Below are 24,113 nucleotides of genomic sequence, written 5' to 3'. Positions count from 1 at the left end.
GCAAGCGCTATGGTGGCCGTCTATTCACGTATGAGCAGTAATCGACAAACTATGAACTTCTCTCTTTTCGGCAACAAATTCACCCGTCATGCGGGCATCACGCAGCTAATGGATGACATGAACGAGGGGCTCCGCTCACCGGAAGCAATCATGTTGGGGGGCGGGAATCCGGCGCATATTCCAACGATGGATAGCTATTTTCAACAACTCTGTCAGGAAATGCTGGAACAGGGAAAATTAACTGACGCGTTATGCAATTACGATGGCCCGCTGGGAAAAAATGCGTTGCTTAACTCGCTCGCCGACCTGCTGCGCGACGAATTTGGCTGGCAAATCGGGCCGCAGAATATTGCACTGACAAATGGCAGTCAAAGCGCGTTTTTCTACTTATTCAACCTGTTTGCCGGACGCCACGCCGATGGCAGCCAGCGCAAGGTGCTGTTCCCGCTGGCGCCGGAATATATCGGCTATGCGGATTCCGGGCTGGATGAAAACATGTTCGTCTCCACCCGCCCGCAGATCGAGCTGCTGCCCGAAGGACAATTCAAATACCACGTCGATTTTGATCATTTGTCGATCACCGAGGATATCGGGCTGATTTGCGTATCCCGGCCGACCAACCCGACCGGCAACGTACTGACTGACGACGAGCTGATGCGGCTGGATATTCTGGCGCAGCAGCACGACGTGCCGCTGCTGATTGATAATGCGTACGGCGTGCCTTTCCCCGGCATTATCTTCAGTGAAGCGACGCCGCTGTGGAACCCAAACATTATTCTGTGCATGAGTCTGTCCAAGCTGGGTCTGCCCGGATCACGCTGCGGCATCGTCATTGGCGACGAAAAAGTGATTGCCGCGATTGGCAATATGAACGGCATCATCAGCCTGTCGCCGGGCGCGGTGGGGCCGGCTATCGCGCATGAGATGATCCAACGCGGCGATCTGCTGCGGCTGTCCAATGAAGTGGTTCGCCCGTTCTACCAACAGCGCGTGACGGAAACCATCGCGCTGATCCGCCGCTATCTGCCGCAGGAACAGTGTCTGATTCATAAGCCGGAGGGGGCGATTTTCCTGTGGTTATGGTTTAAGAATTTACCCATCACCACCGAAGTGCTTTATCAGCGGCTGAAAAAACGCGGCGTGCTGATGGTGCCGGGTCACTACTTCTTCCCCGGCCTGGAACAAGGGTGGCCGCACGCGCATCAGTGCCTGCGCATAAACTACGCGCCGGACCCGGAAAGCCTTGAGCGCGGCGTCGCCATTCTGGCGCAAGAGGTTGAAAAAGCCATGCAGGAAGGCAGGCGCTAACGCTCCTCAGCACCGTTTTGCCCGCGCAGGCGGGCATCCTCAACGACGTCGAGCCGCCAGCGCCAGCAGATGCCCGCCTGCCGCCGCGGGCATGACGGAAATCAGGCCGCCCCCCGCCCCGCGACGCCGGCGGTTTCCATCACCGCGTGCAGCAAGACATTCGCGCCTGCCGTCACCTGCTCGGGTGATGAATACTCGATTTCGTTATGGCTGATGCCGTCTTTACACGGAATAAAGATCATCCCGGTCGGCGCCAGTTCCGCCATATATACGGCGTCGTGGCCGGCGCCGGAAACGATATCCATATTGGAGTAACCCAGCGTATTGGCCGCCCGGCGTACCGCATCCTTACAGTCAGGATGGAACGGCGCGGCGCGATACTGGGAGACCTGCGTCAGTTGAATACCCAGCCCGGTTTCCGCTTCCAGTTCGGCGAGGTAGGTCTTCAGCGCCGCATCCATCTCATCCACCAGCTCATCGGTGAGATTACGGAAATCGATGGAGAACTTCACGCTGCCCGGCACCACGTTACGGCTGTTGGGATAGACCTGAACCATACCGACCGTGCCGCGACCGTGCGGCGCAAAGCGATCGGCTATCGCAATCACTTCCTGCATGATGCGGGTGGAAACCTGCAACGCGTCTTTACGCAGTTCCATCGGCGTCGGCCCGGCGTGAGACTCCATCCCGGTGACGACGCAGTCATACCAGCGAATGCCCAACACCGCCTGCACCACGCCGATTTCAATGTTTTTGTCTTCCAGTATCGGCCCCTGCTCGATGTGCGCTTCAAAGTAGGCGCCAATCGGATGATCGCCCGGCGTTTTCGGGCCGGCGTAACCGATTTTCTCCAGCTCATCCTGCACATTTTTCCCGTCCACATCCTCTGCGGCGTAGGCGTATTCCAGCGGGAAAATACCGGCAAACACGCCGGAACCCATCATCACCGGTACAAAGCGCGAACCTTCCTCATTGGTCCAGAACACCATTTCCACCGGCGCTTCGGTTTCGATTTTATGGTCGTTCAGCGTGCGGATCACTTCCAGCGCGGACAGTACGCCGAAATTGCCGTCAAACTTGCCGCCGGTCGGCTGGGTGTCAATGTGGCTACCCGCGACGATCGGCGGCAGGTCGTTATTGCGGCCCGGACGGCGCATAAAAACGTTGCCGATTTTGTCGATCTCGACCGACAGCCCGGCGGCTTTTCCCCAGCCGACCACCAGATCGCGCCCCTGGCGATCCAGATCGGTCAGCGTGAGCCGACATACGCCGCCTTTCGGCGTGGCGCCGATCTCCGCCAGATCCATCAGCGACTGCCACAGGCGATCGCCGTCGATACGCAGATCGGCAATATCGGTTTTCTTTTTCACTGCGGATAACACTTCGCTATTCATAATCGATTTCCTCATGGGTAGAGTGAAGTTACCTTCTTACTCGCAACGATGTTCAACTCAACGCGAGACGGCCGTGGGCGCCGACAGACGTTCCCGCAGGGCGCAGGCGCTAAAATCCGCGTTAAAGGCAGGGCGCTTGATGTAACGACCCGCGCCTTCCCGCGCGCGCAGATCGCCATCGGCCCAGACCAGCGTCCCCTGACTGACGGTATATCGCGGAATACCCCGTACCGTGCGCCCTTCAAAGACGTTGAAATCGTTTCTTGAATGATGCGTTTTGGCCGACAGGGTTTTACTGCCATTGGGATCCCAGACCACCAGGTCGGCGTCGGCCCCGACCGCAACCCGGCCTTTACGCGGGTAGATATTGAACAGACGGGCGGTATTGGCGGAGGTGATCGCCACGAATTCGCTGGGGGTGAGGCGTCCGGTATTCACCCCGGCATCCCAGATAACCGCCAGACGCTCTTCCACGCCGCCGCAGCCGTTAGGGATTTTGGTGAAATCGCCCTTGCTGGCGGCTTTCTGGCTGGCGCAGAAGGTGCAGTGATCGGTGGCGGTGGTGTGCAACTGACCGGATTGCAATCCGCGCCAGAGCGATTCCTGATGCGCTTTAGGCCGGAACGGCGGACTCATGACGTGAGCGGCGGCTTTGACGAAATCCGCATCGCGGTACACGCTGTCGTCAATCACCAGATGACCGGCCAGCACTTCGCCGTAAACCCGCTGGCCGCGCGCCCGGGCGCGGGCTATCGCTTCGGCCGACTCCTGGCAGGAGACATGCACCACATAAATCGGCACGCCCAGCACGTTGGCGATGGAGATGGCGCGACTGGCCGCTTCCCCCTCCACTTCCGGCGGACGCGACAGCGGATGTCCCTCCGGCCCGGTGATGCCGCGCTTCATGATCTCCTGCTGTAACAGAAACACCATTTCGCCGTTTTCGGCGTGGACGGTCGGCATCGCCCCCAGCTCCAGCGAGCGGCGAAAGCTGTTCATCAGCGTTTCGTCGTCGCACATGATGGCATTCTTATAGGCCATAAAGTGCTTGAAGCTGTTGACGCCCTCTTCGTTCACCAGCGTACCCATATCGCGGTGGACGCTCTCATCCCACCAGGTGATGGCGACATGGAAGCTATAGTCGGACGCCGCTTTTTCCGCCCAGCCGCGCCATTGACGGTAGGCGTCCATCAGAGGTTGCCGCGGGTTGGGGATCACAAAGTCGATAATGGTGGTGGTGCCGCCCGCCAGCCCCGCCGCGGTGCCGCTGTAGAAATCGTCTACCGTGACCGTCCCCATAAAAGGGAAATTCATATGGGTATGCGGATCGATGCCGCCCGGCATCACATACATGCCGCCGGCGTCGATCGTCTCAGTCCCTGCCGGCGCGTCGCGGGCGGCGTCCTCGCCGACAGCCACGATCACGCCGTCCGCACAGAGCACATCGGCCCGAAATTCCCGATCGGCATTGACGACCGTACCGCCTTTGATTAACAGGTTATGACTCATTATTTACCCCTCGCTGTTGCTGGTTCTGACCGCTTAAAGTCAGGCGCTTTGCCGTTAATGCCCCTTCGCCTGCCGCCACCCTCCCTGCCTCCCCCTTGCCCTGTCTCTTAGTCACATTTTTATGCGGACTCAGAGGCAGTTTCGTGCGCCACAATGCCGCCATTTCCATGCTACGTCGTAGCACGCGCCCGACATAGGGGGCTCAAGCGCCAGCCCCCTATGAACCCGGGCTTGCGGCTAAATTATGCCGCTGCGCGGTGCCTTCGTCGGTATCAGGCTTAACGGACCGCTTGCGACACGTTCCCGACGTGGCGCAAGCTTTCGCCGCATCCATGCGGCTCATCCTAAGCCTGCTATCTCCTCAGCATAATTTTTTACGCCGCGTAACAGCCACCTCCGTCAGCGCTCCTGCATTTGTGTATAAGAGACTGGCGAAGGGGAGGGTCGGGGTGGGGTAAGCCAAGATGGAGCAGGCTTACTCACACCGTGCCGGCCGTCGTCGCCATCGGGTTATTCGGATGCGTCGTCCAGTTGGCGTACTCGCCGCTCACCGTCTTGCCGGTACGTAAATCCACCTCGCCCGGTTGCAGGCTGCGCATGGAAATACAGTCCTCGACCGGACAAATGGAGACGCACAGGTTGCAGCCCACGCACTCCTCTTCCTTCACTTCATAATGGCGTTCGCCGTTTTTCATGTTGGTGATCGCCTGATGCGAGGTATCTTCACAGGCCAGATGACAGCGTCCGCATTTGATGCACTTCTCCTGATCGATGACCGCCTTGTCGATGTGATTCAGGTTCAGGTAGCGCCAGTCGCTGACTGAGCCGACGGCGCGTCCGCGGAAATCTTCCAGCGTGCGGTAGCCCCGCTCGTCCATAAAGTTGGACAGGCCGCTTATCATGTCGCGCACAATCTGAAAACCCTGCACCATCACCGCGGTGCAGACCTGTACCGTGCCGCAGCCCAGCGAGATAAACTCGGCGGCGTCGCGCCAGGTGGAGACGCCGCCAATGCCGGACATCGGCAATCCGCGCGTTTGTTCGTCGCGCGCGATTTCCGCCACCATATTCAGGGCGATCGGCTTCACCGCCGGACCGCAGTAACCGCCGTGCGAACCTTTGCCGCCGGTGTTGGGGGTCATAACCATCTGGTCCAGATCCACGCCTATCACCGAGTTGATGGTGTTAATCAAGGATACGGCGTCAGCGCCGCCTTGCCGCGCCGCGCGCGCCGGATAGCGAATATCCGTGATGTTCGGCGTCAGTTTGACGATCACCGGCAGGCTGCAATACTGCTTGCACCAGCGGGTGACCATTTCGATATATTCCGGCACCTGCCCCACCGCCGCGCCCATGCCGCGTTCGCTCATGCCGTGCGGACAACCGAAGTTCAGTTCGATGCCGTCCGCGCCCGTCTGTTCCACCAGCGGCAGAATGCTTTTCCAGGCGTCCTCTTCGCAAGGCACCATAATCGAGACGATCATCGCCCGGTCGGGCCAGTTGCGCTTCACGCGGGCAATCTCTTCCAGATTGGTTTCCAGCGATCGGTCGGTGATCAGCTCGATATTGTTCAAACCGATAATGCGGCGGTCGGTGGTGCGCAGCGTGCCGTAGCGCGGCCCGTTGACGTTCACCACATGCGGATCCTGACCCAGCGTTTTCCACACGACGCCGCCCCAACCCGCTTCGAACGCCCGCACGACGTTGTATTCCTTATCAGTGGGCGGAGCGGAAGCCAGCCAGAAAGGATTCGGGCTTTTGATACCTAAAAAGTCGCTGCTGATATCAGCCATGTGAGTACTCCCCGCGGATTGAAGGTTTATGGTTGACGGACGGGTTGGCGAAAGGACGCAGTATCGCGTCTATCGACGCCGCCGCCGCTTTGCCCTGCCGCACCGCGTCCACGGTTAAATCCAGACCGTCGGCGCAGCAGTCGCCCCCGGCCCAGACGCCGGGCAGCGAGGTGCGGCCCTCTTCATCGGCGGCGATGCGGCCGTTCTTCAAAACGATGGCGCTCTGCGTCGCGCTGGCGTCATAGGTCTGGCCAATGGCCTTTAGCACCATGTCGGCCGGTAAGGTGAAAGTTTCGCCGGTCGCGACAAGCGCCCCATCCTGCGATTGCATCACGCTAAACGACACGCCGGTGACGCGATTATCTTCGCCATGAATAGCCAGAGGCGCCGACCAGTAACGGAGGGTGACGTCATTGGTTTTCGCCCACTCCTGCTCATGCGCGGAAGCTTTCATGTCCGCTTCGCCGCGGCGATACACCATGGTGACTTCACGCGCGCCCAGTTTTTTGGCCTGCACCGCGGCGTCGACCGCCGTCATACCGCCGCCAATCACCACCACGCTGCGACCGACCGCCACCGCGCCGGGGCGCGGGGCCTGACGTAATTCAGCAATAAAATCAACCGCCTCGCGAACGCCTTCCAGCGGCGTTTCGGCGATGCCCAGCGCATTGACGCCGCCTAATCCCATGCCGAGAAAAACGGCGTCGTAATCCGCGCGCAGCTTATCCAGCGTGATGTCCTGCCCCAGCCGTTGGTTAAGGCGCAGTTCGATGCCGCCGATGGACAACAGCCAGGCGATTTCCCGCTGAGCGAAATCGTCGGTCGTTTTGTAAGCCGCCAGACCATACTCATTCAGACCGCCCGGTTTTTCTCTGGCGTCGAACACCACCACATGGTGTCCGCATTGCGCCAGACGATGCGCGGCCGTTAATCCGGCCGGGCCGGCGCCCACCACCGCCACTTTTTTGCCGGTTGATGTCGCGCGGGTGAACAGCGGCTGTCCCGGATTGGAGAGATAGCTATCGGTGGCGTAGCGCTGAAGCAGGCCGATCCGCACCGGCTTGCCGTCCTGCTGATTACGCACGCAGGCCTGTTCGCACAAGGTTTCGGTCGGACACACTCTGGCGCACATACCGCCCAGCACGTTTTCGCTCAGAATGGCTTCGGCCGCGCCGCGCACGTTTTCCTGCGCGATACGATGAATAAAGCTCGGCACATCAATATCCGCCGGGCATGCGCGGGTACAGGGCGCGTCGTAGCAGTAGTAGCAGCGTTCCGCCTCAATCACCGCCTGAATTTTGCCAAGCGGGGCGACGCTGTCGCTGAAATTGTCCGCGTACTGCGCATCGCTGAGTCGTCCGGACTGAATACCCGGCGTATCAATGCCGGGCGGGAATGATGTTGTCATTCGGCTCCCTCCTCTGGTTGGTTAACATCAGGGTCACGAGGGCAAAGCATCGGTAAACCGCTCAACCGTTTGCTCGTATCGCCTTGCTTTCGATGGCTCATAGTGGTTCTCCCGCTAACGTCGAATGAAGAGAAAGTCCGGTGGCGCCACACCTTCCAAAGAATCTTGACCAAATGGTTAAGTTTTCCAAACTAACCATGCGATTTATGTGCCATTTCCGCACGGAAAATAAAAAACAAATAAAACAACAAGTTAAAAATATTTATCTTGAGCCATAAGAACAAACTTTGACCAATTCAGGTGCAAGGCAGCCGATATCCTTAATTTGTTGCGCTATTTTTGTGCTGCCGGGGAAGAAGGCTGAATGGATAAAGGTTCTCCAGTCTCACACCTTGCGAAGAGGCCGCCGTCTTTTGGAATAGATCGCAATGTGAAAAGTAAGCAGGGAAATAAATCAAAAATAAATCATTGTATTTAAAAGAATTGAATAGGAGCCTGGTTTCTCTATAATCCTCTTTATTAAAGGACCGAGAGCAACCTACCACAAGGAACCGGTATGTATTTTCCCGACGCCAGACTTCATCATCTGTACGATAACCTGCCCTTACCAGAGCGCTTTCAATATATTGTGTATCCCGCTTCCGCCTGGGCTTATCTCAGTGCGGAATATGAATTCGACCGCTACCGCACGGCAAACGCCGGCTTGTTTTATCGGCAAATCGATATGACCCGCCGCTTGCTCAACAGTTTTTCCACCCCGGCGGGACATTCGCCGTCCGCCGGTCGGTTATTCGATATGCTCCATCGCGGCGAAGCGGTGTTCATCAATGATGAAAAAGGCTACTGGGAAAGTACGTTGCATCCTTTCTATATTGATGAAACGGGCGCGTTAAAATGTAACGACCCTACTGCTTTTAGCTTCAACGGCGCGAAACAGATTATCGATTATTACGAATCCGCCGTCGGCTCTTGTTTTCATCATGCCGGCCGCCCCAGGCCGACACAGCGTGATATTCAGAGAGGAATAGAAGGCTCGTCGACCGGGCTGTCCACGTTGAACAGTAAAAACGTCGGTCGTTTACTGGCCGCCGGCGGCGTGATTAATCAAAATGTTGACGGCTTTGCGCAAACGGCCCGCCAACTCGGCGGGGAAGCGTCCGATGGCTTTGAACAGGTTTATAATCCACAGACGGTAGGATCGCTGATCGCGCTATCCGCATTGGTCGGATTCAAAAGAATGGAGTCGGCGGCGGAACTGGAAAAATTAAAAAATTATCTGGGTAGCTATAAAAAACAGCCGAATTTATTAAAGAATGTCGACGTAGTTAAAATGACCTACAGGCGACGAATGCTAGCGGAACAACAATCTCTACGGCAAGAGTTCAAAAATAAAGTAAGAAAAAATTTTATTAAATCACTGGCGAACCATCCCGAAGTTTTAAAACGCGGTTTTACTCCCGACGATTTAGCAAGAATAAGAACGGGTAGAGTGCCAGACAATTGGTCCGTACACCATAAGCTGCCTTTGGATGATAGCGGCAGCAATGATTTTAATAATTTAGTGTTAATCAGAAATAACCCTGAGCATGCTATGTTTACGACTGCTCAACAAAAAATCCGAAAGGAAATTAATTATGGGGAATCAAAAGAAGTCTTATGGGCGATTCCGCAGGGTAAAGTTTATCCTTAATTAATAAAAACAATATTTATTATGACAAAAATATAAAAGGAATAAAATAATGACAGACATTGAAGCGGTAGTAATCATGATAAATAGACTGGCCGACCAACTGGACTATCAAAAAAACCCTGCCTATCAGGGGCCGCTGCCTTATTATGATTTCGGCCGCAAGATTGCCATTGACCAGCCCCATTTCTGGCGGGAATACGGCGCCTTTGTCCGGTTAACGGATGGTTTTGAAATTGACGGCACGCGTATTCATGGCATCGAAAACCATGGGGTTTTAGAATACAACCGGTTAAAAGAAAACAATGACTGGCTGACATTAGTCCCCGAACTCTACAACGACAGCATGGACGGGCTGATCGTGATTGGCGCAGACGGCACCGATACCTTTGTCTATGATACCGCCAGCCAAAGATTTGAAGCACGGGATCGCATAGCTATAGACACAGCGTATTCTAGCTACGGCACGCTGGCCGAGCTGTTGGCGGAACTGGTAAAACAGCTTATGGATGTAAACCAATAATATGACCGAAATTGAAGCGGTTGTGATCATGATAAATAGGCTGGCCGATCAACTGGACTATCAAAAAAACCCCGGCTATCAGGGTCCGTTGCCTTATTATGACTTCGGCCGCAAGATTGCCATTGACCAACCCCATTTCTGGCGGGAATACGGCGCCTTTGTCCGGTTGACTGATGGTTTTGCAATTGACGGCACGCGCGTTCATGGCATCGAAAACCATGGGGTTTTAGAATACAACCGGCTAAAAGAGTGTAATGACTGGCTGACATTAATCCCCGAACTCTACAACGACAGCATGGACGGGCTGATCGTGATTGGCGAAAACGGCACAGATACCTTTGTCTATGATACCGCCAGCCAAAGATTTGAAGCACGGGATCGCATAGCTATAGAGGACGCCTATTCGAGCTATAACACGCTGGCCGAGCTGTTGGCGGAACTGGTGAAACGGCTTATGGATGCAGAGCAATAATATGACCGAAATTGAAGCGGTAGTGATCATGATAAATAGGCTGGCCGATCAACTAGGCTATCCGAAAACCCCCGGCTATCAGGGTCCGCTGCCTTATTATGATTTCGGCCGCAAGATTGCCATTGACCAGCCCCATTTCTGGCAGGAATACGGCGCCTTTGTCCGGTTAACGGATGGCTTTGAAATTGACGGCACGCGTATTTGTGGCATAGAGAGCGATGAAGAGTCTTCAGAATACAACCGGTTAAAAGATAACAATGACTGGCTGACATTAATCCCCGAACTCTACAACGACAGCATGGACGGGCTGATCGTGATTGGCGCAGACGGCACCGATACCTTTGTCTATGATACCGCCAGCCAAAGATTTGAAGCACGGGATCGCATAGCTATAGACACAGCGTATTCTAGCTACGGCACGCTGGCCGAGCTGTTGGCGGAACTGGTAAAACAGCTTATGGATGTAAACCAAGAATATGACAGAAATTGAAGCTGTCGTAATCATGTTGCACAGTCTGGCCGACCAACTGGGCTATCCGAAAACCCCCGGCTATCAGGATCCGCTGCCTTATTATGATTTCGGCCGCAAGATTGCCATTGACCAGCCCCATTTCTGGCGGGAATACGGCGCCTTTGTCCGGTTAGCGGATGGTTTTGAAATTGACGGCACGCGTATTTGTGGCATAGAGAGCGATGAAGAGTCTTCAGAATACAACCGGTTAAAAGATAACAATGACTGGCTGACATTAATCCCCGAACTCTACGATGAGCGTATGGACGGGCTGATCGTGATTGGCGAAAACGGCACCGATACCTTTGTCTATGATACCGCCAGCCAAAGATTTGAAGCGCGGGATCGCATTAGGATAGAAGACGCCTATTCGAGCTACGGCACGCTGGCAGAACTGTTGGCGGAACTGGTGAAACGGCTTATGGATGCAGAGCAATAATATGACCGAAATTGAAGCGGTAGTGATCATGATAAATAGGCTGGCCGATCAATTGGACTATCAAAAAAACCCCGGCTATCTGGGGCTGCTGCCTTATTATGATTTCGGCCGCAAGATTGCCATTGACCAGCCCCATTTCTGGCGGGAATACGGCGCCTTTGTCCGGTTAACGGATGGTTTTGCAATTGACGGCACGCGTATTTTTGGCATAGAGAGCGATGAAGAGTCTTCAGAATACAACCGATTAAAAGATAACAATGACTGGCTGACATTAGTCCCCGACCTCTACGATGAGCGTATGGACGGGCTGATCGTGATTGGCGAAGACGGCACCGATACCTTTGTCTATGATACCGTCAGCCAAAGATTTGAGCACGCTTAAACCAACTGCCGATGTACTACAATTCAGCGGTATCCAACCCACACATTCTGAACACACAGGTCAGCACATGATCGATCGCACGCTGACGTATTCCCGGCGCATAGGCGTCTTCACCGAGCACGGCGGCAATCTGGATATCAAAATCCGCGTAGGTTTGCGTCATCGCCCAGATAGAGAAAAAGAAGTGTTTGCTGTCCAGCGGCAATAGCAGCCCCTGTTCGATCCAGCCGTCCACCACCGCCGCCTTGCTGGCGACCAGGTCGTGTAACTGCGTTTGCAATATTTCATGCACCATCGGCGCGCCTTGCAGCAGTTCATTGGCAAACAGCTTGGAAGCGTAGGGACGTTCAAAGGTGAGTACCATTTTTTGCCGCACATACCGTTCGATAACGGTACGCGGGTCGGCCTGCGGCCGGAAATGTTCCAACGGCGACAACCAGTCGTACAAGATGCCGTCCAGTACCCGTAAATACAGATTCTGCTTGTTGCCGAAATAGTAGTGAAGATTCGGTTTCGGCAGATTCGCCTCGTCGGCTATCTGCGCCATGGTGGCGCCTTTAAAACCAAAACGGGCAAACACATGCTCTGCGGCCAGCAGGATCATGGCTTCATTATCAAGCCGGATACGGCCTTTTGCCGATTCATCGGTTAATGCGCTTGTCAGCATCTTTTCCCTTCTTAGTCAGGTTGCCGACGGAATCCTGCCCCGCCGTTCACCGCGCCGTCGCCCGCCGCCATCCCCGCAATAGACGGCGGGGATGGGCGGGAATGACCTGCGGATACGGCGTTAAGCAGACGCCGCTCTGCGTTTTCTCTCTCAAAAGAGCGGCCTGCTTTCCGTCCTGCCGGCACGACCGTTACTTCGCCGCCGCTTCCCAGACCACGTGGGTCATGGCGCCGTCGCCGGGGTCTTTCTTGATCACCGAGGCGCTACCGCCGCTCAGCAAGACGTCCACGGTACGCCGATAGGCGGCAGGATCCAGATAGCCAATTTTCGGCGTGTTGGCGTTGGTAATCAGCTTGGCGACGTTTTCCATCTGCCGCTGCTGAACCTCCACCAGCGCCGAGCCGGACGTATCCTCGTTCACCACGATTTCCGCCGCTTCGGCCGGATTATTTACCGCCTCATTCCAGCCTTTATAACTGGCTTGCAGGAATTTAGCCATTTTCGCCACAAAAGCCGGATCTTTCAGGCTGGATTCCAGCACATACAGCCCATCTTCCAGGGTGGAGACGCCCTGATCTTCATACGGGAACGAAATCAGATCGCTCTGCTTCATCCCGGCGTCAATCAACTGCCAGTATTCGTTGTAGTTCATGGCGGAAATACAGGCGGCCTGATTCTGCAATAGCGGATCGACGTTAAAGCCCTGCTTCAGCACTTTGATGTCGCTATCCGGTTTATAACCCAGCTTGTGCATCCAGTTGAAGAAAGGATATTCATTGCCGCCAAACCAGACGCCCAGCGTTTTGCCTTTCAAGTCCGCCGGCGTCTTGATGCCTGTCGATGTCCGGCAGGTCAGCATCATGCCGGAACGATCGAATATCTGGGCGATATTCACCAACGGCACTCCGGACTCGCGCGCCGCCAGCGCATCGGGCATCCAGTTGACGATGACGTCCGCCGACCTGCCGGCGATGACCTGTACCGGAGAAATATCGGTTCCCCCCGGCTTGATGGTGACATCCAGCCCGGCATCTTTGTAATAGCCTTTGGCCTGCGCCACATAGTAGCCCGCAAACTGCGCCTGCGGTAACCATTTAAGCTGAAGCGTGATTTTCTCGGCGGCATAAGCGCCGGCGGTCAGCGACAATGCCAACGTCGTGGCGGCCACAATAAGGCACTTGCGAAAGGCAGAACGATCTCTCATATGCGTATCCTCGGGTTAAGGTGAAATACACCCATGCGCTTAACAACACCATCTTGCTGAATAACACTATCTTTTGAACTACAAGGTTTTTTCAAACAGTCCTTTGGCGGCGACGTCTGCGGATAACGATGATGACTTACCGCTTACGACTCTCCGCGCACTGAGGGATGCCAGAAATTCACTTTTCTTTCCAACCAGACCAGCAGCGCATAAAACAGCGATCCCACCACGGAAGCGACCACAATCGCCGCCCACACGGTGGGCATATGCATACGGGCCGCCTCGGTTGAGATACGAAAACCCAGCCCCGCCGTGGGGGAGCCGAAATATTCGGCGACAATCGCGCTGATCATCGCCAGCGTGGCGTTGACCTTAAGCGCGCCGAAAATAAAAGGGAGCGCCGCCGGTAAGCGCAGGACTCTCAGGGTGGCGCGCGGCGAGGCGGCGTAACAATACATCAGTTCCCGCTCCAGTTTGCTGTTGGCCTGTAGCCCGGCCAGCGTGCTGACCAGCGCGGGAAAGAACGTCACCAGCACAATGACCGCCGCTTTGGAAGGCCAGTCAAAGCCGAACCACATCACCGCAATCGGCGCCACGCCCACCAGCGGGATGGTGCTGGTCAGGTTGGCCAGCGGCAACAGTCCGCGTTGCAGGAATGGCAGCCGATCGATCAGAATGCCCACCGCGATGCCCATGCCGCTGCCCAGCAGGTAGCCGACCAACACCGATTTCAGTACCGTTTGCACAAAATCGCCCGCCAGCAGCCCGGCGTTGTCATACAACGCGCGGACAATATCGATCGGCGTCGGCAGCAGTACCTGAGGCACGGCGAACACCGTGACCAGCAGTTGCCAGAAATAAATCACCCAGGCGCCGAACAGCGCGGCGACCGTGCCGGCCGGCAGCTTTTTGCTGTTGCTGTTCGCCAGACGCTGCACGCTGTGGCACGCCAGCAGCGCCAGCGCCGATACCGCCAGCCAGTACACGGCATTGGGCTGCGCCAGCGCGCCGGGTTGAATCAGCATTGCGGCCGCCGCGACAATCAGCGCGCTCATCAAAACCGGCAACCACGAGGATGAAGAGGGATACAGCGCCAGCAACGCCGCGCACAGCAACAGCAGTTCGATGACCACCATCTGCGTGAGGCCGGTTTGCGCCGCGCCGCCGGGGATCAATTGCCCCAGCCCCATGAATGTCGCGATCAGCGCGACGACCAGTCCCAAACCGCCGGTAACGGATTTACGCATCACTGACCTCCTTTACGACGCGACATGACGGCATATTCCGTCAGGCTGACCAACGCGGTCAGGAACAACCCCAGTAAAGAAGCCATCACCAAAGCAGACCAAATCTGAATGGTATTGCCGTAATAAGAACCGGTTAACAAGCGGGCGCCCAGACCGGCCTGCGCGCCCGTCGGCAGTTCCGCCACCATGGTGCCGACCAGACCGCTGGCGATCGCCACCCGGAAAGCCGGGAACAGATAAGGCAAGGCGGAGGGCAGCCGAACCATCCAGAAGGTATCGATACGGCTGGCGGCATAGGTATACACCAGCTCCATTTCCAGTTTCTGCGGCGAACGCAGCCCCTGCACGGTGGCGATGGTGACCGGGAAAAAGCAGAGATACATGGCGATCGTGGCTTTCGGCAGCAGGCCGGTGATCCCCAGACTACCCAGAATAATCAGCACAATCGGCGCAATCGCCAGCACCGGCACCGTTTGCGATGCCACAATCCACGGCAGCAGCGCTTTATCCAGCGTGCGGGAATGCACGATGCAAATGGCCAGCGCCAGCCCCAGCACGACGCCCATCACAAAGCCGGTCAGGGCGGCGCTGGCCGTCACCCAGGCGTGCAGCAACAGATTACGCGGCGAGGTCAGCGGCCATTTCGTCAGGCTGGCCCAGATATCGGCCAGAATCTGATGCGGCGTAGGCAATACCGGACGCGTCATATTCAGCGTGGTCTGCACCAGTTCGCGCCAGCCCCAGTCGGCGGCAAGGCTGCGTTCAATCGCGCCCTGCGCGTTCAACGCAATCGCCAGCAGATACCAGAACACCAGCGCCGCGGCGATAATCACGGCCACCGGGAAGGCCCGGTAACGTAGCGCATCAATGTTCATGGTGTCCCTCGATTAGCGCTTCACGCACTTCCTGAGCCAGACGAATGAATTCCGGCGTATCGCGCATAGACAGATCCCGCTCGTGGGGCAAGGGCGAGTCGATGATTTTGACGATACGGCCGGGACGGGGCGACATAATAACGATGCGGGTGGACAGATAGACCGCTTCGGCAATGGAGTGAGTGACGAACACCATCGTGCGCTGCTCGTTGTACCAGAGCTGCTGCAACTGCTGGTTCAGATTATCGCGGGTCAGCTCATCCAGCGCGCCGAAGGGCTCGTCCATCATCAGAATCTTGGGCTCGAATCCCAGGGCGCGCGCAATGGACGCCCGCTGCTGCATACCGCCGGACAGCTGCCAGGGATATTTTTTCTCGAACCCGCTCAGACCGACCCGCGCCAGCTGTTCGCGCGCAATCTCTTCACAGCGCACCGGCATGGCGCCCTGAATTTGCAACGGCAGCATGACGTTAGCCAGCACGGTACGCCACGGCAGCAACACGGGCGCCTGGAACACGTAGCCGTAGGCGCGCGCCTGCCGGGCTTCCGAAGGCGTCATATCATTGACCAGAACCTCGCCGGAGGTGATCGGCTCCAGGTCGGCAATCACCCGCAGCAATGTGGTTTTGCCGCAGCCGGAAGGCCCGATGAAGGAAACGAACTCGCCCTGACGAATGGTCAGATTAATATCTTTCAACGCATGTACCGGCTTATCCGCCGCCGGATAAATCACATTCGCATCATGAACGACGATTGCCGGTCTAGCCGTCCTCGGGGCCGATGTCGTCGTTATGAGTGGTAGCTCATCTGCATACATTGGTTGGCTCATACCGGTTGTCCTATATTGGCGGTTTCTGACTATTTGGTTAGGTTTCTGATTAAACGGATGCCATTTTCATGCCAACGTTTTGTTCTGCGCCCAACCCCACGAATGACAGGGGAATTCGCCCTGCAACCGAGATACGGAAAAACACATTTGGTGCAAATAGCCGCCTGTTTGCCTCCATTTGGCGCAAGATGCATAGGTAAAACGTATAGATTGGTTTGATGCGGGGGAAGAATTGAGCCTCTCTGGCGGACAAGATGCGAAGTCGACAGAGGACTTTAGGATAAGCGGCGAAAGCGAATCGCCGGCGGGATCTTGCGGGGACGAGGAAAACATGCGCCACGCGAAACCGGCATGGCGCATGAAAAGGACATCAGGAAAACTTCGCGTTTAGCGCGGCGAGCGCTTCATCAATGATTCCCAGCGCCTGCGTCACCTCATCCTCGGTCACGATACAGGGCGGCACCACATGCAGACGGTTTTCAGCCACAAAACCCAATAGCCCTTTATCAAGCAGTTGCGCTTTAAACTCGCCCATGGCGGCGGCAGGCAGCGGCGTCTTACTCACCGGATCGGAAACCAGCTCCAACGCATGGAACAGGCCGATGCCGCGCACCTCGCCGATAATGGCGTATTTCTCGCCCAGCTTGCGCAAGCCGTCCGCCAGTATGCCGTCGCCGATTTTGGCGGCGTTTTCCACGATTTTCTCCTCTTCCATCGCATCCAGCGTCGCCACGATGGCGGCCATCGCCAGGGGATGGCCGGAATAGGTCAAACCGCCGGGGAACATGCGCGTATCGAAGAAATGGGCGATCGGATCGGAAATCAGCACGCCGCCCGCCGGCACGTAACCGGAGTTCACCCCTTTGGCAAAGGTGATCAGATCAGGTTCGACGCCGTAATGCTGGAACGTAAACCAGGAGCCGGTCCGGCCGAAACCGGCCATGACTTCATCCATAATCAGTACGATGCCGAACTCGTTGGCCAGCGCCTGCACGCCCGGCAAATAACCGGCGGGCGGCACCAGGATCCCCGCGGTACCCGGAATGGTTTCCAGCAAAATGGCGGCAATGGTGTTCGGTCCTTCGCACTCAATGATGCGGCGCAGGTGACGCAGCGCCGCCTCGCACTCTTCTTCCGCCGTTTTCGCCATGAATTCGCTGCGATACAGATAGGGAGTGAAAAAGTGAACATGACCACGGGAATATTCATTGGGCAAACGCCGCCAGTCGCCGGTCGCGCCAATCGCGCTGCCGGTATTGCCATGATAAGAACGATAGCCGGACAGCACTTTGTCTCTGCCGGTGAACAGGCGCGCCATACGGATGGCGTTTTCATTGGCGTCCGCGCCCGCGTTGGTGAAAAACACTTTGTTGAATTTATCCGGCGCGCGGGCCACGATGCGTTTCGCCGCTTCGCCGCGCGCCAGATTGGCCGTCGCCGGGGCGATAGTCGCCAGCGATTCCGCCTGAGCCTTGATGGCCGCAATCACTTTCGGATGCTGGTGACCGATATTGGTGTTCACTAACTGGCTGCTGAAATCCAGATAGGATTTCCCCGCATAATCCCAGAGGCGGCAACCTTCGCCGCCCGCAATCACCATCGGGTTCAGCGCCCCTTGCGTTGACCAGGAGTGAAAAACGTACTGCCTGTCCAGTTGACGGACGTAGTCATTGGACAACGCGGCTTCATTCTTATGGGTCATCTTCTTATCCTCATCATTACGCGGCACATACAACGTCCCCATCGTTCAATATCGCTCCGGTCAGGCGCGGCGAGGTAACGCAATGTGATCAATGTGTATTGCAAAATCAGACTAGGGACAAAAACGCCGCCGTTGATAGAGCCAGATCGCGAATAACTCTGGGCCAGTTTGTCCCACCGATTCCGTTCAACTGGCCTTGTCGGAGATGTTTTCCTCTCCGTAAAGTGGCGAAGCGGGGGCGGAAAGCTGCCCGCATCAGGTTAAAAACACGGGTTATCAAATTTTATTCAGAGGGGCGTTTTCAATGCAGAATATTGTGTTTATCACCGGGGCAACCTCCGGATTCGGCCAGGCAGCGGCACACCATTTTGCAGCCAATGGGTGGTCGTTGATCCTTACCGGACGGCGGGAAGAACGATTGAAAGCACTGTCGGACGAGCTGTCGGGCAAGGTTCCGGTCTACTATTCCGCGCTGGACGTCAGAGACGCGCAGGCGGTCAAAACTCTGGTCGACACGCTGCCGGCCGAGTTTAAGGCGGTGAAAACCCTGGTCAATAATGCCGGTCTGGCGCTGGCGCCTCATGCCGCGCAAAAGGTTGCCCTAGAAGACTGGCACACCATGATCGACACCAACGTCACCGGACTGGTCAACGTCACCCATGCGCTATTACCCACGCTGATTGAAACCGGCAAAGGCGCCAGCATCATCAATCTCGGCTCTATTGCCGGACAATGGCCGTATCCGGGCAGCCACGTTTACGGCGCGTCAAAAGCCTTCGTGAAACAGTTCAGTTATAACCTGCGCTGCGATCTGCAAGGCACCGGCGTACGGGTAACCGATTTGGCGCCCGGCATCGCGGAAACGGAATTTACGCTGGTGAGAACCAAAGGCGATCAGGCGGCGTCGGACAAATTGTACCGCGGCACCACGCCGCTCACCGCCGAGGACATCGCCGGACAGATTTACATGATTGCGACCCTGCCGGACCATATGAATATCAACCGGATTGAAGTCATGCCGGTACGGCAGGCATGGTCCGCCTTCGCCATCGATCGCGATTGAGCCCGGCGAAAAACCGTAGACGGCCCTTAAATGATTCCTGCCTGCGCAGGAATGACGGGCTTTCCGTCCCCGCTGCCCCAATCCCCGTGCAGGCAGGAATGACGGGGGTGAGAGTCCGCCGGAAGAAAGCGGTTTGACGGCAGGTGCGCGACACAGTATCCGGAAAGCCGCTTACCGGTCGCGCCAGGCGCGGATCGCTTGCGCGCGCACCTGGAGTTTTTGCTGCGGCGTCATCTTGACATAGTCCGGCGCCAGACCGCTTTCCCAGTCGCCGTAAAGCGGATTGGGCAAGACGATGAACTCGGCGCCGAACCTGTCTTGATTGGCGCTGACGAACGACCGACGCTGAGCGTTATCCTGATGATACGTGGCTGAGCCAAAGTCGTTCAGGTTATCGCCCGCGTAGACGACGATGTCGTAACCGGCGTTTTTAATGCTGTCGAAACGAGCCCGTTTGTTGGAAGAATCCTGCGCAAGCAGGACGGTTTTTGCCGACATGCCGGTAAAGCCCAGTTTCTGCATATTGGCGACGGTGGCGTCGAATTCCGACTGTTTACGGTTAGACACATAGAACATGGTGCCGCCGTGGCTATTGACGTAGTTGGCGAACCGCACCGCTCCCGGAATGGCCAGCGCCTGTTCGGCCTGCGACCATTTAGCCCAGTACTCGACGTCAAACGAGGTGTTTTGCTGCGCCATCCAGCCTGAATAGGCGCTGTTATCCAGCATGGTTTCATCCAGATCGACGACCACGGCCTTTTTCTTGCCGGCGGCCGGTTTAGCCTGATCGAAAGCGCGTTGTGCGCTATTGAACGCCTGATGCGCCAGCGCCTGATATTCGCCGGATTGCTGGAACCAATTCAGCGCCATCACCATTTGGTTCGACAACTGCCGTTGCGCCTGTTGATCGTCTTTTGGCTGCTGAGCGCAGCCAACCAACGAGAGTAATGCAATACCGACGGCGGCGCCGAGGGAGGCCTTTTCGAGACGTGATTTTGTCATAGGGGGGATAACTCTCTGTCTGTTATTTTGAAACGAATATAGCGTCGCCATGCAGGCTTCTAAAGGGCGATAGATGACTGAAGTCGCGTACGATATCCGGGCGGAAGAATTGCGCCCCGCTTCGTACCTTTCGTGCATCGATCTACGCAAACGACCATCAGGCCCGCCGCGTAAGATTCCGAAAAACAGCCTAGCCGCGTTTATTTCATAAGGCAAGTCCCTACCCGAAGCAGGGATATATCATAGCGGTTAGCGCGCCCGGTTGCTGCGCTGAAATTGCCCGTCTCATCATTCCGGTATGCAATTTGCTTGTCTTTAGGCATATGTTGTCGCGCTTACGGGAGCGGGGAATGATTGATCACTGTCTGTATATCGATTTTGTATCAAACAGAAGCCTGCAAGAGCAGCTACGGGAAACGCTGGTTACGTCGATCCTCGCCGGCGTATTTCCGATTGACGAACCGCTGCCTTCCTGTCGTAAGTTATCGTTCCAGTTGAATATTTCCCGCAATACCGTAGCGCTGGTCTACGAAGGCCTGCTTAACGACGGCTATCTGATCAGCCGACCACGCAGCGGGTATTACCTGCACCCGGACTATTATCAGACCGACGCCCTGCCGGAGATACCGCGTTATGCCGATTCGTCGGCGACCGCGCCGATGGCACCGGAATGGAGCAAGCGCTTCAATCATTGCCCCAGCAACTATCTGGCGATCCTGAAACCCGCCCAGTGGATGGACTATCCCTACCCCTTTATTTACGGTCAGCCGAATACGCAGCTTTTCCCGCTGGAGCAGTGGCGCGAAACCACGCGCAAAGTGATGGGGAGCCGCCACGACCACGGCTGGCTATACGATAATATCGACCAGGACGTTACGCCGCTGGTTGAACAGGTACGCAAGCGTATTCTTCCCAAACGGGGCATTATCGCGCGCGGCGACGAAATCCTTATCACGCTGGGTTCACAGAATGCGCTCTATCTGCTCTCGCGCCTGTTGCTGAACAGACATACCCGTATCGGGGTGGAAAATCCGGTGTTCCGCGAGGCCATTAACACCTTCGCCTTACAGGATGCCCACATCATTCCCCACTCGTTAGACAGCGAAGGCTTGCGGTTGACGGAGGCGTCGCGCGCCTGCGACTATTTTTATGTTACCCCCAGCCATCAGGCGCCCACCGGCATCAGTATGAGCAACGCCCGCAGAACGCAGTTGCTTGAACACGCCGGCAAATACGACCAAATCATTATTGAAGATGATTATGACTCCGAAAGCAGCTTTGATCCCCACCCCCAGGCCGCCCTGAAGGCCAGCGACATCCACAACCGGGTGATTTACGTCAGCAGCCTGTCCAAATCGCTGTCGCCGGGACTGCGACTGGGTTACGTGGTGGCGCCGTCGGAACTGATTGACGAACTGCGCGCGCTGCGTCGGCTGGTTTATCGTCATCCGCCCACCAGCATTCAGCATCAGATGGCGCATTTTCTGGCGCAGGGATACTACGAAACCTATCTGCACCGTTACCGCGAAGACTCCGCCAGACGCTGGAATATTCTCAACGATGCGCTGAACGCCCATCTGCCCGAATGTACCCGTATCCCCGGCAGCGGCCCCGCCAACGCGTTCTGGGTCCGCACGCCGGAATCCATCAATACGCAACAGTTGGCCTGGCGGGCGGCCCACGCCGGCGTGCTGATCGAGCCGGGGCAGGATCATTTTCTTGACCATCAGCCGCCGGGAAATTATTTCCGGCTGGGATTCCATTCCATTGAAACCGAACGGATTGAACCCGGCATCGCCCGACTGGCCGAGGCGTTTAATCTTATCCGCTCGGCCCGTCGTCGCTAACGTCAACTGCCGGTTGTCACAAAATCAACGGCGTCTACCAGCACATCCGCCGCGGGTATTAAACTCCCGCAGTGGGTCGGATTACCCGTAATCCTTTACTACTACGTGGTATTCCATTTTCTGTGACAAAGCGATTCGTCGCCTTGATGGCTTCCTGGTTCTCTTCAAGCCAGCGGGCCTGTTCCAGTTCTCTCACTTTCGCAGCCAGGGCTTCGCCGGCAATGGCAGAGGCGTGGGCCAGCGACAACCCATTAGCCGGCATGCGCAGGCTGAACGCCCTGCTCGTCCTGATCGACCGCGAAGCAGGCTACCTGTTGTCCATCATAGGTTTTCAACTGCGGCTGGAACTGGGTGCAGGTGCTGAAGCAGCGCTGACAGCGGGCGTTGAACGCGCAGCCCGGCGGCGGGTTCAACGGGCTGGGCAGCTCGCCGACCAGCTTGATGCGCTCGCGGCGTAAATCCGGGTTCAGCCGCGGCGTCGCCGACAGCAGCGCCTGGGTATAGGGGTGGCGCGGATTATTGAAAATGGCTTCTTTGCTGCCTTTTTCCACGCAGCGGCCCAGGTACATCACCATCACTTCGTCGGCGATATGCTCGACCACCGACAGGTCATGGGAGATGAACACGTAAGACAGCCCCATATCCTGCTGTAAATCCATCATCAGATTCAGTACCTGCGCGCGCACGGAAACATCCAGCGCCGAAACCGGCTCATCGGCGATCACTACGTCCGGATCGAGCATCAGGCCGCGGGCGATGGCGATGCGCTGACGCTGCCCGCCGGAAAACATATGCGGATAGCGCTCGTAGTGTTCGGTTTTCAACCCCACTTTCGCCATCATGGCCAGCGCTTTTTCACGGCGTTCCGCTTTTGACAGCCCGGTGTTGATCAGCAGCGGCTCCTCCAGGATCTGACCGACCTTTTTGCGCGGGTTGAGCGATCCGTAAGGATTCTGAAAGACGATCTGGATCTTCTGACGACGCAGCTTTTCCGCCGTTTGATCCGGCTTCAGCAGATCCTGCCCCTGATAGTAAAGCTCGCCCGCCGAGGGGATTTCGATCATGGTCAACAGACGGCCCAGCGTCGACTTACCGCAGCCGGATTCGCCCACCACCGCCAGCGTTTTGCCGCGTTCCAGCGTGAAAGAGACGCCGTCCAGCGCCTTAACCACGCGTTCCGGTTTGAATAACCCTTTCTTCACCGGATAGTGCTTTTTCAGGTCGATCGCATGCAGCAAATGCGGCTGCGATGTAAGGTTATTTTGGCTCATGCGCCTGGCCTCCCCGCATCATCCAGCGGTGTATGACATTTTACCTGACGTCCCGGGATAGCCCGTAGTTCAGGCTCTTCGCGCCGGCAGCGATCGTTGGCATAGGGGCAGCGCGGGTTCAGCAGACAGCCGTTCGGGCGGTCATATTTTCCCGGCACCACCCCCGTCAACGATTCCAGACGTGATTTATCCTGCGAAAATTCCGGCAAGGCGCGCAGCAGCGCCTGCGTATAGGGATGCCGCGGCGTGCTGAAGATATCCGCCGCCTTGCCGGATTCCACTACCTGTCCGGCATACATGACGATGATGTGATGCGCCGCTTCCGCCACCAACGCCAGGTCGTGGGTAATCAGAATCAGCGCCATGTTTTCGCGCTGCTGCAATTCAAGCAGCAGTTCGATAATCTGCGCCTGGATAGTCACATCCAGCGCCGTGGTCGGTTCGTCCGCAATCAGCAGTTTGGGCCGACAGGCAATCGCCATGGCGATCATCACGCGCTGGCTCATCCCGCCGGAAAGCTGATGCGGATAGACATCCAGCCTTGATTCGGGATCGGGAATGCCCACCAGCGTCAGCAGGTCGATCGCCCGCTGGCGACGGGTTTTGCGGTTGCCGCCCTGATGCACCTTGATGGCTTCCATAATCTGGAATCCCACGGTATAGCAGGGGTTCAGGCTGGTCATCGGGTCCTGGAAAATCATCGCCACTTCCGCCCCGACCAGCTGACGCCGCGCCTTCTCGGATATTTGCGTCAAATCGCGCTGGTCGAACTCCAGCTTGTCGGCCATCACCTTACCGGGATAATCGATTAATCCCATAATCGCCAGCGAGCTGACCGATTTACCGGAACCGGACTCGCCGACGATCCCCACCACCTGCCCTTGTTCGACCTGATAGCTGATGCGGTCGACCGCGCGAAACGGCACGCCTTCATCGCCAAAATGCACGGACAGTTTCTCTATATTGAGTAACGCCATCTC

Annotated in this window: 23 protein-coding genes; 9 read left to right on the top strand and 14 right to left on the bottom strand. The window is 56.7% G+C overall.

Going from position 1 to position 24,113, the window contains the following annotated elements:
• The first annotated feature begins 51 nt into the window (after nucleotides 1–51).
• Nucleotides 52–1,308, top strand: coding sequence for a valine--pyruvate transaminase (locus tag ABRZ26_RS15630; protein WP_319605069.1), 1,257 nt, complete (start codon nucleotides 52–54; stop codon nucleotides 1,306–1,308).
• 101 nt (nucleotides 1,309–1,409) lie between these two features.
• On the opposite strand, the gene ABRZ26_RS15625 is transcribed toward ABRZ26_RS15630, so the two are convergent.
• From ABRZ26_RS15625 to ABRZ26_RS15610, 4 genes are all read right to left on the bottom strand, one after another.
• Nucleotides 1,410–2,702, bottom strand: coding sequence for a Zn-dependent hydrolase (locus ABRZ26_RS15625; RefSeq protein WP_319605068.1), 1,293 nt, complete (start codon nucleotides 2,700–2,702; stop codon nucleotides 1,410–1,412).
• Between the two features lie 57 nt (nucleotides 2,703–2,759).
• Nucleotides 2,760–4,211 carry a dihydropyrimidinase gene (gene hydA / locus ABRZ26_RS15620; RefSeq protein WP_319605067.1) on the bottom strand — a complete coding sequence of 484 codons (1,452 nt, stop codon included), beginning with the start codon at nucleotides 4,209–4,211 and terminating at the stop codon, nucleotides 2,760–2,762.
• Nucleotides 4,212–4,690: 479 nt separating this feature from the next.
• Entirely contained in the window at nucleotides 4,691–6,004 is a 1,314-nt protein-coding gene (gene preA / locus ABRZ26_RS15615) for an NAD-dependent dihydropyrimidine dehydrogenase subunit PreA (RefSeq protein ID WP_319605066.1), read from the bottom strand.
• A complete protein-coding gene (locus ABRZ26_RS15610; protein ID WP_319605065.1) occupies nucleotides 5,997–7,412 on the bottom strand; it encodes an NAD(P)-dependent oxidoreductase in 1,416 nt (471 codons plus the stop codon). Before ABRZ26_RS15610 ends, preA begins: the two co-directional genes overlap by 8 nt.
• A 556-nt stretch (nucleotides 7,413–7,968) precedes the next feature.
• Between ABRZ26_RS15610 and ABRZ26_RS15605 the strand changes: the two genes are divergently transcribed.
• Genes ABRZ26_RS15605 through ABRZ26_RS15580 form a run of 6 tightly spaced genes read left to right on the top strand, consistent with a single transcriptional unit; the run spans nucleotide 7,969 to nucleotide 11,426 of the window.
• Complete coding sequence (locus ABRZ26_RS15605; protein ID WP_502880294.1) at nucleotides 7,969–9,102, top strand: DUF8093 domain-containing protein; 1,134 nt, start codon at nucleotides 7,969–7,971, stop codon at nucleotides 9,100–9,102.
• A 49-nt stretch (nucleotides 9,103–9,151) separates the two neighbouring features.
• Complete coding sequence (locus ABRZ26_RS15600) at nucleotides 9,152–9,622, top strand: YrhA family protein (RefSeq protein WP_319605063.1); 471 nt, start codon at nucleotides 9,152–9,154, stop codon at nucleotides 9,620–9,622.
• A 1-nt stretch (nucleotide 9,623) separates the two neighbouring features.
• On the top strand, nucleotides 9,624–10,094 hold the full coding sequence (locus ABRZ26_RS15595) for a YrhA family protein (protein ID WP_319605062.1): 471 nt from the start codon (nucleotides 9,624–9,626) through the stop codon (nucleotides 10,092–10,094).
• Nucleotide 10,095: 1 nt separating this feature from the next.
• On the top strand, nucleotides 10,096–10,584 hold the full coding sequence (locus ABRZ26_RS15590) for a YrhA family protein (RefSeq protein WP_319605061.1): 489 nt from the start codon (nucleotides 10,096–10,098) through the stop codon (nucleotides 10,582–10,584).
• On the top strand, nucleotides 10,571–11,044 hold the full coding sequence (locus ABRZ26_RS15585) for a YrhA family protein (protein WP_319605060.1): 474 nt from the start codon (nucleotides 10,571–10,573) through the stop codon (nucleotides 11,042–11,044). The genes ABRZ26_RS15590 and ABRZ26_RS15585 overlap by 14 nt, the downstream gene beginning before the upstream one ends.
• 1 nt (nucleotide 11,045) lies before the next feature.
• Nucleotides 11,046–11,426, top strand: coding sequence for a YrhA family protein (locus tag ABRZ26_RS15580; protein ID WP_319605059.1), 381 nt, complete (start codon nucleotides 11,046–11,048; stop codon nucleotides 11,424–11,426).
• Nucleotides 11,427–11,442: 16 nt separating this feature from the next.
• Here the strand turns inward: ABRZ26_RS15580 and ABRZ26_RS15575 are convergent, their stop codons facing one another.
• The 6 genes from ABRZ26_RS15575 to ABRZ26_RS15550 form a co-directional block, all read right to left on the bottom strand.
• Complete coding sequence (locus ABRZ26_RS15575; RefSeq protein ID WP_319605058.1) at nucleotides 11,443–12,093, bottom strand: TetR/AcrR family transcriptional regulator; 651 nt, start codon at nucleotides 12,091–12,093, stop codon at nucleotides 11,443–11,445.
• A 190-nt stretch (nucleotides 12,094–12,283) separates the two neighbouring features.
• Nucleotides 12,284–13,297 (bottom strand): ABC transporter substrate-binding protein, encoded by a 1,014-nt coding sequence (locus tag ABRZ26_RS15570; RefSeq protein ID WP_319605057.1) that lies wholly within the window; start codon nucleotides 13,295–13,297, stop codon nucleotides 12,284–12,286.
• A 143-nt stretch (nucleotides 13,298–13,440) separates the two neighbouring features.
• Nucleotides 13,441–14,544 (bottom strand): ABC transporter permease, encoded by a 1,104-nt coding sequence (locus ABRZ26_RS15565; RefSeq protein ID WP_319605056.1) that lies wholly within the window; start codon nucleotides 14,542–14,544, stop codon nucleotides 13,441–13,443.
• Nucleotides 14,544–15,419 (bottom strand): ABC transporter permease, encoded by an 876-nt coding sequence (locus tag ABRZ26_RS15560; protein WP_319605055.1) that lies wholly within the window; start codon nucleotides 15,417–15,419, stop codon nucleotides 14,544–14,546. The genes ABRZ26_RS15565 and ABRZ26_RS15560 overlap by 1 nt, the downstream gene beginning before the upstream one ends.
• A complete protein-coding gene (locus ABRZ26_RS15555) occupies nucleotides 15,409–16,152 on the bottom strand; it encodes an ABC transporter ATP-binding protein (protein ID WP_319605054.1) in 744 nt (247 codons plus the stop codon). Before ABRZ26_RS15555 ends, ABRZ26_RS15560 begins: the two co-directional genes overlap by 11 nt.
• A 466-nt stretch (nucleotides 16,153–16,618) precedes the next feature.
• A complete protein-coding gene (locus ABRZ26_RS15550; protein ID WP_319605053.1) occupies nucleotides 16,619–17,950 on the bottom strand; it encodes an aspartate aminotransferase family protein in 1,332 nt (443 codons plus the stop codon).
• A 304-nt stretch (nucleotides 17,951–18,254) separates the two neighbouring features.
• Between ABRZ26_RS15550 and ABRZ26_RS15545 the strand changes: the two genes are divergently transcribed.
• Complete coding sequence (locus tag ABRZ26_RS15545; protein ID WP_319605052.1) at nucleotides 18,255–19,013, top strand: SDR family NAD(P)-dependent oxidoreductase; 759 nt, start codon at nucleotides 18,255–18,257, stop codon at nucleotides 19,011–19,013.
• 171 nt (nucleotides 19,014–19,184) lie between these two features.
• On the opposite strand, the gene ABRZ26_RS15540 is transcribed toward ABRZ26_RS15545, so the two are convergent.
• Nucleotides 19,185–20,015: a 5'-nucleotidase, lipoprotein e(P4) family gene (locus tag ABRZ26_RS15540; protein WP_319605051.1), complete on the bottom strand. Its 831-nt coding sequence runs from the start codon at nucleotides 20,013–20,015 to the stop codon at nucleotides 19,185–19,187.
• 350 nt (nucleotides 20,016–20,365) lie between these two features.
• Here ABRZ26_RS15540 and pdxR point away from each other — a divergent pair, with 350 nt between their 5' ends.
• A complete protein-coding gene (gene pdxR / locus ABRZ26_RS15535) occupies nucleotides 20,366–21,862 on the top strand; it encodes a MocR-like pyridoxine biosynthesis transcription factor PdxR (RefSeq protein WP_319605050.1) in 1,497 nt (498 codons plus the stop codon).
• Between the two features lie 58 nt (nucleotides 21,863–21,920).
• On the opposite strand, the gene ABRZ26_RS15530 is transcribed toward pdxR, so the two are convergent.
• From ABRZ26_RS15530 to dppD, 3 genes are read right to left on the bottom strand one after another with little or no spacing between them, the layout of a single operon-like run.
• Nucleotides 21,921–22,124, bottom strand: a complete 204-nt coding sequence (locus ABRZ26_RS15530; protein ID WP_349830375.1) for a type II toxin-antitoxin system CcdA family antitoxin — start codon at nucleotides 22,122–22,124, stop codon at nucleotides 21,921–21,923.
• Nucleotides 22,114–23,133 (bottom strand): dipeptide ABC transporter ATP-binding subunit DppF, encoded by a 1,020-nt coding sequence (gene dppF, locus ABRZ26_RS15525; RefSeq protein ID WP_319605049.1) that lies wholly within the window; start codon nucleotides 23,131–23,133, stop codon nucleotides 22,114–22,116. The genes ABRZ26_RS15530 and dppF overlap by 11 nt, the downstream gene beginning before the upstream one ends.
• The gene (gene dppD, locus ABRZ26_RS15520; protein WP_319605048.1) at nucleotides 23,130–24,110 is read right to left on the bottom strand and encodes a dipeptide ABC transporter ATP-binding protein; all 981 of its coding nucleotides are present in this window, start codon (nucleotides 24,108–24,110) and stop codon (nucleotides 23,130–23,132) included. Before dppD ends, dppF begins: the two co-directional genes overlap by 4 nt.
• Between the last annotated feature and the right edge of the window lie 3 nt (nucleotides 24,111–24,113).

Origin of the sequence: Brenneria sp. L4-2C (assembly GCF_040240335.1) — a bacterium.
Classification (GTDB): domain Bacteria; phylum Pseudomonadota; class Gammaproteobacteria; order Enterobacterales; family Enterobacteriaceae; genus Brenneria.
This window is presented reverse-complemented; position numbering and strand designations above follow the sequence as displayed.

Coding starts and splice junctions, on each gene's coding strand:
- ABRZ26_RS15630 (WP_319605069.1), top strand. CDS start 52: ATGAACTTCTCTCTTTTCGGCAACAAATTCACCCGTCATGCGGGCATC.
- ABRZ26_RS15625 (WP_319605068.1), bottom strand. CDS start 2,702: ATGAATAGCGAAGTGTTATCCGCAGTGAAAAAGAAAACCGATATTGCC.
- hydA (WP_319605067.1), bottom strand. CDS start 4,211: ATGAGTCATAACCTGTTAATCAAAGGCGGTACGGTCGTCAATGCCGAT.
- preA (WP_319605066.1), bottom strand. CDS start 6,004: ATGGCTGATATCAGCAGCGACTTTTTAGGTATCAAAAGCCCGAATCCT.
- ABRZ26_RS15610 (WP_319605065.1), bottom strand. CDS start 7,412: ATGACAACATCATTCCCGCCCGGCATTGATACGCCGGGTATTCAGTCC.
- ABRZ26_RS15605 (WP_502880294.1), top strand. CDS start 7,969: ATGTATTTTCCCGACGCCAGACTTCATCATCTGTACGATAACCTGCCC.
- ABRZ26_RS15600 (WP_319605063.1), top strand. CDS start 9,152: ATGACAGACATTGAAGCGGTAGTAATCATGATAAATAGACTGGCCGAC.
- ABRZ26_RS15595 (WP_319605062.1), top strand. CDS start 9,624: ATGACCGAAATTGAAGCGGTTGTGATCATGATAAATAGGCTGGCCGAT.
- ABRZ26_RS15590 (WP_319605061.1), top strand. CDS start 10,096: ATGACCGAAATTGAAGCGGTAGTGATCATGATAAATAGGCTGGCCGAT.
- ABRZ26_RS15585 (WP_319605060.1), top strand. CDS start 10,571: ATGACAGAAATTGAAGCTGTCGTAATCATGTTGCACAGTCTGGCCGAC.
- ABRZ26_RS15580 (WP_319605059.1), top strand. CDS start 11,046: ATGACCGAAATTGAAGCGGTAGTGATCATGATAAATAGGCTGGCCGAT.
- ABRZ26_RS15575 (WP_319605058.1), bottom strand. CDS start 12,093: ATGCTGACAAGCGCATTAACCGATGAATCGGCAAAAGGCCGTATCCGG.
- ABRZ26_RS15570 (WP_319605057.1), bottom strand. CDS start 13,297: ATGAGAGATCGTTCTGCCTTTCGCAAGTGCCTTATTGTGGCCGCCACG.
- ABRZ26_RS15565 (WP_319605056.1), bottom strand. CDS start 14,544: ATGCGTAAATCCGTTACCGGCGGTTTGGGACTGGTCGTCGCGCTGATC.
- ABRZ26_RS15560 (WP_319605055.1), bottom strand. CDS start 15,419: ATGAACATTGATGCGCTACGTTACCGGGCCTTCCCGGTGGCCGTGATT.
- ABRZ26_RS15550 (WP_319605053.1), bottom strand. CDS start 17,950: ATGACCCATAAGAATGAAGCCGCGTTGTCCAATGACTACGTCCGTCAA.
- ABRZ26_RS15545 (WP_319605052.1), top strand. CDS start 18,255: ATGCAGAATATTGTGTTTATCACCGGGGCAACCTCCGGATTCGGCCAG.
- ABRZ26_RS15540 (WP_319605051.1), bottom strand. CDS start 20,015: ATGACAAAATCACGTCTCGAAAAGGCCTCCCTCGGCGCCGCCGTCGGT.
- pdxR (WP_319605050.1), top strand. CDS start 20,366: ATGATTGATCACTGTCTGTATATCGATTTTGTATCAAACAGAAGCCTG.
- ABRZ26_RS15530 (WP_349830375.1), bottom strand. CDS start 22,124: ATGCCGGCTAATGGGTTGTCGCTGGCCCACGCCTCTGCCATTGCCGGC.
- dppF (WP_319605049.1), bottom strand. CDS start 23,133: ATGAGCCAAAATAACCTTACATCGCAGCCGCATTTGCTGCATGCGATC.
- dppD (WP_319605048.1), bottom strand. CDS start 24,110: ATGGCGTTACTCAATATAGAGAAACTGTCCGTGCATTTTGGCGATGAA.